The sequence below is a fragment of the Ruegeria sp. AK4 genome, assembly GCF_056541025.1.
Genome location: NZ_JBQFXS010000002.1, coordinates 323,260 through 335,251 on the forward strand (window position 1 = coordinate 323,260; position 11,992 = coordinate 335,251).

The window sequence follows — 11,992 nt, forward strand, 5'->3', positions numbered from 1 at the left end:
GGGGCCTGAAAATATATGAAACACGAAAGCTATCCCGCCGCACTGCTGGAACTAGTTGCGATTGCCAATGACGCGGTGCGTCAGATACCGCCACTGTTCCCACTGTCCTCGAACGTCGCGGTGAACCCGTTTCTCGGCCAAACGGACGAGCCGCTGACCGTGACCGCCGCCCGCCTTGCCCGCGTCGCGGGTGCGCGCATCACGCCGGGCCGCGCCGCTTTTGCCGACAAGCTGAACGCAGGCGATATTCTGGATGAGGATTTGATTGAAGCGCTGGCCAACGCGGAAAACCGTTTTGATCTGCCCAGCCTGGACGAAGTGAAGTCAGCGCTTACGGCGGAGCCGACCACCCCTATGCCCCTGCCCACCGTCGCCGATCTGGCGGCCGAAGTGTCGGGCATCGACTGGCCCGGCCTGATTGACGAACGGATCGGCGCTTGGGCCGCCAGCCTTTTCGATCAGGGTCAGGCCCTGTGGCAACCCAGCCGTGTCGGTGGGGCCTACAGCGCCTGGCGCGAGTTCGCCTCGCGCGATCTGACGCTGGAGATTCACGGGCTCAAAGGCTTCGGCGCGTTTGTAGCGGGAACCAACCGGTCGCAATGGCGCGCCATCGGCCGCGCCTCGGAAACGCTTGGTGTAACACCCGAGGCCGCCGGAACCGCCTTCCACCGCTGGCTGATCACCCTGGGCGGCTGGGCGCAATATGCCCGTTACCTGTTGTGGCAAGCCGAACTGGAGGGTCAGGGCGACACGACCATTACCGAGCTTCTGGCCATTCGGTTGGTGTTCGAAGAGGCTCTGTTCACTCTCTACCTCGACCAGATTGCCGACCGGTGGGCCGAGACCATCGCACAGCACGAAGCCCCGGTGACGCCGACCCGCGATCTGGTGATCGACGCTGTTCTGCAGGATGCCGCAGAACGTGCGCAACAGCGCAGGCTGGCGCACACTCTGGCCTCGCATCACCTCCGCAAGACCGAAGGCCGCCCGCAGGTTCAGGCCGCGTTCTGCATCGACGTCCGCTCCGAAATCTTCCGCCGCGCGCTCGAGGCGCAGGGCGAAGGGATCGAGACCATTGGTTTCGCAGGGTTCTTCGGCCTCGCCAGTGCCCACAAGGCCGCCGGTTCGGACGTGACCGAGCTGCGCGGCCCTGCTTTGTTGAAACCAAGCGTCTCATCGAAAGCCGCAGAAGGAACTCAGTCCGATCTCAACCGCCGCTACGCGGCCCGCGCCAAACGCGCCTGGGGCCGGTTCAAACTGGCCGCCGTATCCTCGTTTGCCTTTGTCGAGGCAACCGGCCCGGTCTATGCCGGAAAGCTACTGCGCGATGCGCTGGCGTTCAAATCAGAACCGGAGAAAGGTGACCCGGCCCCGCAGCTTGATCCATCGATTGATCTGCAAACACGCGTCGGCATGGCGCAGAGCATTCTTTCCGCCATGTCCCTGACCGGCAACTTCGCCAGAATTGTCATGCTGGCGGGCCACGGGGCCGATGTGACCAACAACCCCCATGAAAGCGCATTGCAATGTGGCGCGTGCGGAGGGTACGCCGGTGACGTCAGCGCCCGCCTGTTGGCCGGTTTGCTGAATGACAGCGCCGTCCGCGATGGCTTGCGGCAAGCGGGTATCGATATCCCGGCGGATACGATGTTTCTGCCAGCTCTGCACCATACAACGACGGACAGTGTGACCATAATCGATCAGGATCATCCCGCCGGCCAATGGGCCAAGGACATCGCTCAGCTAAAGGGTTGGCTGGAAACGGCCGGGCAAATGGCCCGGGCCGAGCGTGCCGACCGCCTGCCCCGGGCCAGCGACGCAAGCGACATTGCCCGCCGCGCCCACGACTGGGCCGAGTTGCGCCCCGAATGGGGCCTCGCCGGGTGCCGCGCCTTTATTGCCGCACCGCGCAGCCGGACACATGGCGTAGGCCTCGCGGGTCAGTCCTTTCTGCACAGCTATGACTGGCGCGCGGATGACAGCTTTGGCGTGCTGGAACTGATCATGACCGCCCCGGTCGTGGTGGCCAGTTGGATCAGCCTGCAATATTACGGCTCGACCGTTGCGCCCGCCCTGTTCGGTGGCGGCAACAAGCTGCTGCACAACGTTGTGGGCGGGATCGGTGTCATCGAGGGCAATGGCGGAACTCTGCGCCCCGGTCTGCCCTGGCAATCGGTGCATGACGGAGAAGGGTTCCAACACGACCCGCTGCGCCTGTCGGTGATCATCGAGGCCCCGCGTGAGGCCATGAATGACATCCTGAAACGCCACGCAGGCGTCAAGGCGTTGTTCGACAACCGCTGGCTGCACCTGATCGCGATGGATGAAAATGGCGATCTTGCATGGCGCTATCAGCGGGATCTGCACTGGGTTCCGATGGCAGGCCAAGCCGATGCCAGCCGCGCCATCGCTGCCGAGTAGTCTGTTTGCTGCCGGGTCCGGCGACACTCGCCGGACCCGGTGGTCTTACAGCGCGGTTTTGAACAGTTGCGTCAGTTTATCCTCGGTCAACTCAACCGGGTTACCGCCGCAGGATGGGTCAATAATCGCCCCCTGAACCAGTTCGGGAATCGAGGCCTCTGTCACGCCCAGATCAGACAGGTTGCGCGGAATGCCGAGGCTGTCATTGAACGATTGCACAAAGGTGCGGAACCCGTCAAAGCCGCCATCAATGCCCAGAAAGGCCGCCGCCGACTGGAAGCGATCCGCAATCTCGGGGGCGTTGAAGTCCAAAACGGCGGGCATGCAGACCGCATTCGTCGTGCCGTGATGGGTATTGAACACCGCGCCGACGGGATGGCTCATCGCGTGAATCGCCCCAAGGCCCTTTTGGAACGCGGTGGCCCCCATCGCCGCCGCGCTCATCATCTGGGCGCGAGCCTCGATATCGCTGCCATTGGCATAGGCGCGGGGCAGGTATTCTTTCACCAGCCGCATGCCTTCCAGCGCGATGCCGTGGCTCATCGGGTGGTAATGCGGGCTGCTGAACGCCTCGACACAATGGGCAAAGGCATCAAGCCCGGTGCCCGCAGTGATGAATTTCGGCATGCCCACCGTCAGTTCCGGATCACAGATCACCACGGTCGGCAGCACCTTGGGGTGGAAGATGATCTTCTTGGCGTGGGTATCGGAATTGGTGATCACACTGGCGCGCCCCACCTCGGACCCGGTCCCGGCGGTGGTCGGCACCGCGATGATCGGCGCAATCGCATCCGCATCCGCGCGCGTCCACCAATTGCCGATGTCTTCAAAATCCCAGACCGGGCGCGTCTGACCCGCCATAAAGGCGACCATCTTGCCCAGATCCAGCCCCGAGCCGCCGCCAAAGGCAATCACGCCATCATGGCCTCCCGCGTTATACGCCGCGACCCCGGCGTCGAGGTTCTTTTCATTCGGGTTCGGGTCCACATCCGCAAACAGGCCCCGCCCCAGCCCGGCGGCCTCCATAATATCCAACGTGGCGCTGGTGATCGGAAGATCGGCCAGCCCCTTGTCCGTCACCAGCAAAGGACGCTTCATCCCCGCCGCCGCACAGGCCTCGGGCAGTTCCCTGATCCGGCCAGCGCCGAACTTGATCGCGGTCGGGTAGGACCAGTTTCCAACAAGGCTCATGATGTCACCTTTTTCAGATGGAAGGATTTTGGGCGCGTCAGGTTGTGATAGCCGATCACCGACAACCCACCCCCACGCCCGGTATTCTTGCAACCGGTCCAGCACAGGCCGGGGTCCAGATAGTCGGCCCGGTTCATGAAGACAGTACCGGTTTCGATCTGGTCGCCCACCCGCGCGGCGCGGTCCACATCGCGGGTCCAGAGGCTGGCGGTCAGGCCAAACTCACTGTCATTCATCAGCGCGATGGCTTCCTCGTCCGAGGACACTTTCATGATGCCCACCACAGGCCCAAAGCTCTCATCCCGCATCACCCGCATGTCATGGCTGACATTGGTCAGGATTTGCGGGGTAAGATAGGCACCGCCATCATCCTCGGGGAAGGTGTCGATATGGGTCACGGCACCGTCGGCGACAGCCTCGGCAATCTGCGCGCGTACCTCATCGGCAAACCGCACATTGGCCATCGGTCCGATCGTCGTCTTAGTGTCCAGAGGGTCGCCCAGCTTATAGCCCTTCACGACCTCCACCGCTTTGGCGACAAAGTCATCACAAAGGCTCTCATGCACATAAATCCGTTCGATCCCACAGCAGCACTGGCCCGAGTTGAACATCGCCCCGTCGATCAGCGTGTCGACGGCCGCATCCAGATCGGCATCGTCCATGACATAGCCGGGGTCCTTGCCGCCCAACTCGGTGCCGACCCCGGTAAAGGTCCCCGCCGCCGCGCGTTCTATCGCCTGACCGCCGCCAACCGAGCCGGTGAAGTTCACAAAGTCAAACGCCTTTCCCGCGATCAGATCATTGGTCACATCATGGCTCAGGAACACGTTCTGAAACACGTCCATGGGCACTCCCGCCGCATGAAACGCCTGCGCCATCCGCTCACCCACCAGCAGCGTCTGCGTCGCGTGTTTTAGCACCACCGCATTACCCGCAATCAGCGCCGGAGCAACGGTGTTGATCGCCGTCACGTATGGATAGTTCCAGGGTGCCACCACAAACACCACCCCATGCGGAAGGCGCTTGATGTATCGCCGGAACGTCTCGTCCTCGCCCACGGCGATATCGGCCAAAGACGCCTCGGCAATCTCAGCCATGTAACCCGCGCGTTCACTGAACCCGCCGAACTCACCGCCATAACGCACCGGACGTCCCATCATATGCGCCAGTTCCGGCACGATCTCATCATTCATCGCACCAATGGCAGCCACGCCTGCCATCACCAGATCGATCCGCTGCTGCAATGGCCGTGCGGCCCAGTCCACCTGCGCCGCCCTCGCCTGTGCGGCAACCTCAAACGCCGCTTCGCGCGTTAGAACCTCCCGCGCTGCATATACCGAACCATCAATCGGCGAGACACATTGCAACATCTGCTCCATCTTCTCTCCATTCCCGAAAGAAACAGGATCCCTGCTTCATCTGGCCATAAATATCCCCGGGAGCGCGAGGGGCTGGCCCCTCGCTCCCAACCCATCAAGCTCGCTCAAACCCCCGGGCAATTTCCCAATCCGTCACCACGCGCTCGAATTCCTCAATCTCCACTTCCGCAGCGCGGGAATAGTGATCCACCACATCATCCCCCATCGCCGCGCGCAGCATGGCCGATCCGTGCAACGCATCGCGCGCCGCGCGCAGGTTGCCGGGGATCATGCCAGTGTCGCCCTGATAGACGTCACCGGTCGCCGCGGGCTGCAGGTCCAGCCCTTCTTCAATTCCGGCGATCCCGGCGGCCAGCATCCCGGCAAGGGTCAGATAAGGGTTCATGTCCGAACCCGGAATGCGGCATTCCACCCGCACCGCCTTTGTCCCGTCACCGCACAGGCGAAAACCGGCGGTCCGGTTGTCGACCGACCAGATGATCCGCGTTGGCGCAAAGGTGCCCTTCATGAACCGCTTGTAGCTGTTGATATAAGGCGCCATGAAATAGGTATAGTCGGCTGCGTATTTCAGCAGCCCGGCCATATAGCTTTTCATCAGCGCCGACATGCCCAGCTCATCCGCTTCGTCATAAAACGCAGGCTGCCCATCTGCCCAAAGCGACTGATGCACATGGGATGAACTGCCGACCTTCTCATGATGCCATTTGGGCAGGAACGTCGCCGCATGCCCGTGTTGCCACGCGATCTCTTTCACCGCATTCTTCGCGATGGTGTGATATTCGGCCGTGTCCATCGCAGGGGCGTATTTGATGTTCAGCTCTTCCTGTCCTGTCTCGGCTTCACCCTTGGAGTTCTCGACCGGTATCCCCGCATCCCACAGATGGTTGCGGATCGGGCGCATCACATGTTCTTCCTTGGTGGTCTGAAGGATGTGATAATCCTCGTTATAGCCCGAGATCGGCTCGAGTTCCCGGAACCCTTCCTTGCGGATCTGATCGAAGCTTTTCTCGAACAGGAAAAACTCCAGTTCCGTGGCGGTCATCGCCTCATAGCCCATGGCCTGCAGGCGGTTGACCTGTTTCTTCAGGATCGACCGGGGCGCGTGCGGCACCTCATTGTGGGTGTGATGATCCAGAACATCGCACATCACCATCACCGTGCCCTCCAGCCACGGCACCGGGCGCAGCGAGTCCAGATCGGGTTTCATTACATAATCACCATACCCCCCTTCCCAACTGGTCGAAGCATAGCCATCGGGCGTTCCCATTTCGAGGTCGGTGGCCAGCAGATAGTTGCAGCAATGGGTCTCTTGCCAGGCGCTGGCAACGAAATGAGCGGCATGAAACCGTTTCCCCATCAGCCGTCCTTGCATATCGACGATGCAGACCAGAACCGTGTCCACCTCACCCGCAGAGACCTGGGTTTTCAGGTGTTCGAAAGTCAGTTTTGCCGTCACGTTGCTGTCTCCTTGATGGCCCCCGCGGTGCGCCGATGCGCTACCAGAATCCTATCCGCCACCGTGGCGACCTGTTGGCCCGAGCGCAATAGGGTGCCGCGAAGTTCGGCGCGTTGAAAGACGACAGGAAAGGGCTGAATCAGCCATCCGCTACCGCTTGCGGGCAATGACCCAGACAGGATGATAGGTCAGCGAAACGCCCCGAGGGGTTTCGAAAAGGCGCCTATAGTCAGCCGTAAACCGGGCGAGGGTCGATTTGGTCCATGTCGTCCGCGCCCCGCCATTCACGCCGGTTTTGCGCAGATGCTCCAGAACCTGACGGGGCGTGGCAAAACACGATTGTCGCACGCTTTCGCCAACGCTCAGCACCTCCATCCGGTCGCCCAAAGCCACCGCAAGGTCACCGGGCCAACACAACCCCGGCGCATGGGCCGACGTGCCGATCTGGGTCAGTTCGCGATATTGTTCGGGTCCGAAACCGGAAATCGCCAGCCATCCGCCGGGCGCAAGCGCGTTTGACGCCTTGGTCAGCAGTCTGGCCGGGTCCTCCATCCACTGGATCATCGAGGCTGAGGCCAAAAGGTCGATGTGCTCCGGCCAAGCAATCTCCCGGGCGTCTCCGGCAACAAACCCTGCCCCCATTGCGTCAGCCGTCGCGCGGGCCTGCGGGGCAAGGTCATTCAGGGTCAACGCGCCGAACCCGAAGCTCTCGCACAGATGGCGGGTCAGATGGCCGGTGCCGCATCCCAGTTCGAACGCATGGCTGAATCGGTCCGGAGCGCCGTGCTGGCGCAGCTCTGAGACCAACCGATTGGCGATCCAGGCCTGCTGGCTGGCGGTGTCGTGATAGGTGTCGAAGCTTCGGCTAAAGCTGCGCTGGACCCGGTCGGTAAACTGAACGGTCATACCAGCCACTCTGCCCAGTTTTGTCCCGGTTGAAAGGGAACGTGCGGCGCGGAAATGCGTTTTACCTTTTCCGGTTGACACGCCCACGCCGCCTCCTGCGCGGAGGTTGGAATGATACGGTCGCGGTCCGGAATCCAGATCCGGTCAAAGCCCGGGTCCGGGGCGGGTCCGCGTTGGGTGACGGCATGAAGCTCGGACCGGGCGGCCTCAATGTTCAGCGCGGGAGGTTCGCCATCCAACCCGGCGCGGCGGCAGAATTTTGCGAAACCGGTCGGCGAAAGCTGATCCGCCGTCGCGCGGATCAGGTCCGGTGCGATCCCATACTCTGCGCTGGTCGGATGCAGCGTACCGCTGACGGCCACCAGCCGGTCAGGCCGAAACCCGGATACGCTCAGCCAGTGCGCTGCCGAGGCCACGCCAAAGGAGAACGCCAGCAGGTCCACCCGGTCGAACCGGCTCAGATCCGGCAACGGGTCCTCCAGGCTGGTGTAATCTTCGACCAACAGAACATTCCCGGCCCCGGTCAACCCGCTGAACGGGGCTGCGCCAAGGGCCCAGCCTGCGAAGACCAGCATCAGGTCCGAGCGATCCGATTGCGCCAGCCACTGATGCTTCACCGCGCACCTCCGGCCAGAGAGATCATGGCGGCTGTGACCCGGCTCAACTCGTCCGGCGAGATGATGTAGGGCGGCATGCAATAGATATTGCGCGCAAACGGGCGCAGCCAGACGCCGGTTTCCGGGGCCAGCCGATGCGCGATTGAGGCATCCACCGGCTCTTGCATCTCGATCACGCCAATGGCCCCCAGAACCCGCACATCCGCCACGCCGGGCAAAGCCCGCGCAGGTGCGAGTTCCGCCTTTAGCTGCTTTGCGATATCACCAACCTCCTGCCGCCAGTCGCGTTGCCCCAACTGATCAAGGCTGGCAACACCGGCAGCGCAGGCCAGCGGGTTCGCCATATAAGTCGGGCCGTGCATCAGAACCCCGGCCTCGCTGTCGCCGATCCCCTGGGCCACGGCTTCGGTGGCGACGGTTGCGGCCAGCGTGATGTGCCCTCCGGTCAGCGCCTTGCCCAGACACAGAATGTCGGGAACCACCCCCGCGTGATCCATCGCGAACATCTCGCCGCTGCGCCCGAAGCCGGTGGCAATTTCATCGAAAATCAGCAGGGTGTCCTGAGCATCGCACAGTTTGCGTGCACCGCGCAGCCATGCCGGGTGGTAGAAATACATCCCCCCGGCCCCCTGCACGACCGGCTCGAGGATCAGCGCGGCGATCCGGTCGCCTTTCTCTGCCAATAACTGCTCTAGCGCGCCCAGCCTGTTTTTCGCCGGGTCATCCGACCAGTCCTGATCGTAGCGGATGGACGGGCGCGGCAGGAAATGCTGGATCGACAGCGCGCCGCGAAACAACCCGTGCATGCCGTTGACCGGGTCACAGACGCTCATCGCTTTCCACGTGTCGCCGTGATAGCCGCCGCGGATGGTGGCAAATTCGGTCCGTTCGCGGCGGCCTTTGGCGATCTGGTACTGAACGGCCATTTTCAGCGCGACCTCAATCGCGACCGAGCCGCTGTCGCTGTAGAAAATCCGGTCCAGACCGTCGGGCATCAGACCGATCAGCCTGCGCCCCAGTTCGACGGCTGGTTCATGAGTCAGGCCGCCAAACATCACATGCGGCAACTGTCCCAACTGTTTCTGCATCGCATCGATGATGGCCGGATGGCGGTGCCCATGTACGGTGCACCACCAGGACGACATCGCGTCGATCATCCGAACCCCATCATCGCGGGTCAGCCAAACGCCCTCGGCCCCCGTGATCAGATGCATCGGGCCGGGATCCAGCACATGCGTATAAGGATGCCACAGGTGGCGGGCGTCGAATTCGAGCGGGGTCACAGGAACCTCCGGATCGTATCGACATCGATGGATGAAAAAGCCTCTGCAAGGTTTTGTGACGTCAGGCTATTCAGGTATGGCAGGCGGCCAAGATGCCGGACATCGCACATCTGCACGATGGTGTCTTCCACGTCAGGCGCGGCGTCGCCGACAAAGGCCACGCCGGCAACCTGACACCCGGCCCCGCGCAGGGCCATCAGGGACAGAGAGGTGTGGTTGATCGTCCCCAATGCCGTGCGGGCCACCAGAATGACCGGAGCCTGCCACTTGGCGAAGAGGTCCAGATAAAACGCCTCCCGGTTCAGCGGCACCATCACACCCCCCGCCCCTTCGACGACCAGAGGGTCGTCGATTTGCGGCAGGGTCAGCCGCGACAGGTCAATCTCAACGCCCATATCTTCGGCTGACAGGTGCGGGGATGCGGGCAGGTTTAGGCGATAGGTTTCCGGCAGCACCTCGGCCCCCGACAGGGTGCGCACGATATCGGTGTCGGTTGCATCTTCCAGCCCCGATTGCACGGGCTTCCAGTATTTGGCCCCCAGCGCCGCCGTCAGGCCGGCCGCGAAAACAGTTTTGCCGACACCGGTATCGGTTCCGGTGATGACCAGCGCGCTCATGCGGCCTCCTTTTGCTGCGCGGCGAGGGCGCGGAACAGGGCGGTGATGTCCTCGTGCCCAACATTCCCGGTGATAGAGACCCGCAGACGCGAGGCCCCACGCGGCACTGTCGGAGGCCGAATGCCGCGCACATCGAACCCCTGATCCTGCAGAGACGCCGCCATCGCCATTGTTCTGGCTTCATCCCCCAAAACCACCGGGATAATCTGGCTGTGAAGGGCGACCCCCGAAACACCGAAATGCCGCGCCGTTTCATGCGCGTGCCGAACGCGCTGCTGCGCCGCCATCACAAGCTCATCGGTTGAAGCCAGCGCTGTTAGGGCGGCACGAACGAGCGCTGCGTTCAGCGGCGACGGCGCAGTCGCAAAGATGAAAGGACGCGCCCGGTTGATCAGCGCATCAATCATGGCTTTCGGCCCGCAGATCAGCCCTCCAGCGACACCCAGCCCCTTACCGCAGGTGTGAAGCGTCAGCAGGTCTGCATCAAGATCGTGGGCCAACCCTTTACCCTGCTTCCCGAAAATTCCGGTCGCATGAGCCTCGTCCGCGATCAGAACGGCATCACACTCCCGCGCCAGCGCTGCGAGGTCTTCCAGAGGCGCAAGATCGCCTTCCATGGAATAGACGCTTTCAAGGGCGATCCAGATTTGCCCTGCGCCGCCAGCAGCGCGCCAGTCGTTCACCATCTGCCGGGCATCGCCGACATCATTGTGCCTGAAGGCGCGCAGGTCAGCCCGGCTGGCGCGCATGCCTTCGTGGGCGCTGGCGTGGACAAGCGCATCGTACAGAACCAGATCGCCAGCGGCTGGCAGAGTGGAAAAGATCGCCTGATTGGCCTGAAACCCGCCGCCCATGAACAAGGCGGCCTCGGCCCCGAAAAACGCGGCGGCCTGCTGTTCCAGGGCTTCATGTTCAGGATGATTGCCCCGCAGCAGGCGCGACCCGCCCGAACCCGCGGGAACGCCCCGCGCAATTGCCTGCTGAGCGGCCTGCTGCAATATCTGCGAACCCGCCAGCCCCAAATAGTCGTTCGAGGCAAAATCCAGCCCGCGCGCAGGTGAAAGCACCCGGCGACGATGCCGGGATTCCAGCGTATCGAGCATGGAATTCAGCCGGTCAACAGCTTTCATTCGGCAGCTTCCGTGCAAGCCCTGCCCTCTGCCTGTTCCGCCTGCAGACCGAGCTTGGCAAACAGGATCGAGTCCGTGTCTTCCTCGGGGTTTTCTGCAGTTAGCAAGGTGTCGCCGACGAAGATCGAGTTGGCCCCGGCAAAGAAGCACATGGCCTGCATCTCGTCGCTCATCTCGCTGCGCCCGGCGGACAGGCGGACGTAAGAGGTCGGCATCAGGATGCGCGCGGTGGCGATGATGCGCACAAAGTCGATCGGGTCGATGGGTTCGGCATCGGCCAGCGGCGTGTCGGCCTGCGGCATCAGCATGTTGATCGGAACCGAATCCGGCGGCGGGGTCATGTTGGCCAGCGTCAGCAGCATGTCGATGCGGTCGCCGGTATGTTCGCCCATTCCCAGAATCCCGCCCGAGCAGACCTTGATCCCCGCGTCCTGCACCCGGTTCATCGTGTCGATCCGGTCGGCAAAGGTGCGGGTGGTGATCACCTCGGAATAATACCGTTCGGACGTGTCGATATTGTGGTTGTAGTAATCCAGCCCGGCGTCGCGCAGTTGCACGACCTGCGTGTCATCCAGCATGCCCAGCGTCATGCAGGTTTCCATCCCCATCGCCTTGACGCCCTCGACCATCGCCACCAGCGCGGGCATGTCGCGGGCTTTGGGTTCGCGCCATGCAGCGCCCATGCAGAACCGGGTTGCGCCGCCATCCTTGGCCTTCTTGGCCTCGGCCAGAACCCGCTGGACCTCGATCAGTTTCGAGGCGGGCAGGGTTGATCCGTTCCGGGCCGATTGCGAGCAATAGGCGCAATCTTCCGCGCAGCCGCCTGTCTTGATCGACAGCAGTTTGGAGGTTTGAATTTTGTTGGGGTCGAAATGCTCGCGATGCACAGTTTGTGCCCGGAACAGCAAATCCATCAGCGGAAGATCGTGAACGGCTTGCGCAGATTTTCGGGTCCAGCCGGAATGGGGGATGATCATTTTATCTATAAAACT

10 protein-coding genes are annotated in these 11,992 nt (G+C 62.5%); 1 reads left to right on the plus strand and 9 read right to left on the minus strand.

Annotated features, from left to right (window positions below):
• Positions 1-15 precede the first annotated feature (15 nt).
• Positions 16-2,421, plus strand: a complete 2,406-nt coding sequence (locus tag ACR0EZ_RS05400; RefSeq protein WP_480611601.1) for a YbcC family protein — start codon at positions 16-18, stop codon at positions 2,419-2,421.
• A 45-nt stretch (positions 2,422-2,466) separates the two neighbouring features.
• On the opposite strand, the gene ACR0EZ_RS05405 is transcribed toward ACR0EZ_RS05400, so the two are convergent.
• The 9 genes from ACR0EZ_RS05405 to bioB form a co-directional block, all read right to left on the minus strand.
• Positions 2,467-3,612: an iron-containing alcohol dehydrogenase gene (locus ACR0EZ_RS05405; protein ID WP_480611602.1), complete on the minus strand. Its 1,146-nt coding sequence runs from the start codon at positions 3,610-3,612 to the stop codon at positions 2,467-2,469.
• The gene (locus ACR0EZ_RS05410) at positions 3,609-4,991 is read right to left on the minus strand and encodes an aldehyde dehydrogenase family protein (RefSeq protein WP_480611603.1); all 1,383 of its coding nucleotides are present in this window, start codon (positions 4,989-4,991) and stop codon (positions 3,609-3,611) included. The genes ACR0EZ_RS05405 and ACR0EZ_RS05410 overlap by 4 nt, the downstream gene beginning before the upstream one ends.
• Positions 4,992-5,085: 94 nt before the next feature.
• On the minus strand, positions 5,086-6,363 hold the full coding sequence (locus ACR0EZ_RS05415; protein ID WP_480611810.1) for a glutamine synthetase family protein: 1,278 nt from the start codon (positions 6,361-6,363) through the stop codon (positions 5,086-5,088).
• A 234-nt stretch (positions 6,364-6,597) separates the two neighbouring features.
• Positions 6,598-7,353, minus strand: coding sequence for a methyltransferase domain-containing protein (locus ACR0EZ_RS05420; protein WP_480611604.1), 756 nt, complete (start codon positions 7,351-7,353; stop codon positions 6,598-6,600).
• On the minus strand, positions 7,350-7,970 hold the full coding sequence (locus ACR0EZ_RS05425) for a pimeloyl-ACP methyl esterase BioG family protein (RefSeq protein WP_480611605.1): 621 nt from the start codon (positions 7,968-7,970) through the stop codon (positions 7,350-7,352). The genes ACR0EZ_RS05420 and ACR0EZ_RS05425 overlap by 4 nt, the downstream gene beginning before the upstream one ends.
• Entirely contained in the window at positions 7,967-9,253 is a 1,287-nt protein-coding gene (gene bioA / locus ACR0EZ_RS05430; protein WP_480611606.1) for an adenosylmethionine--8-amino-7-oxononanoate transaminase, read from the minus strand. Before bioA ends, ACR0EZ_RS05425 begins: the two co-directional genes overlap by 4 nt.
• Complete coding sequence (gene bioD / locus ACR0EZ_RS05435; RefSeq protein WP_480611607.1) at positions 9,250-9,870, minus strand: dethiobiotin synthase; 621 nt, start codon at positions 9,868-9,870, stop codon at positions 9,250-9,252. The genes bioA and bioD overlap by 4 nt, the downstream gene beginning before the upstream one ends.
• Positions 9,867-11,000 (minus strand): 8-amino-7-oxononanoate synthase, encoded by a 1,134-nt coding sequence (locus ACR0EZ_RS05440; protein WP_480611608.1) that lies wholly within the window; start codon positions 10,998-11,000, stop codon positions 9,867-9,869. The genes bioD and ACR0EZ_RS05440 overlap by 4 nt, the downstream gene beginning before the upstream one ends.
• Positions 10,997-11,977 carry a biotin synthase BioB gene (gene bioB, locus ACR0EZ_RS05445; protein WP_480611609.1) on the minus strand — a complete coding sequence of 327 codons (981 nt, stop codon included), beginning with the start codon at positions 11,975-11,977 and terminating at the stop codon, positions 10,997-10,999. The genes ACR0EZ_RS05440 and bioB overlap by 4 nt, the downstream gene beginning before the upstream one ends.
• Positions 11,978-11,992: the final 15 nt, after the last annotated feature.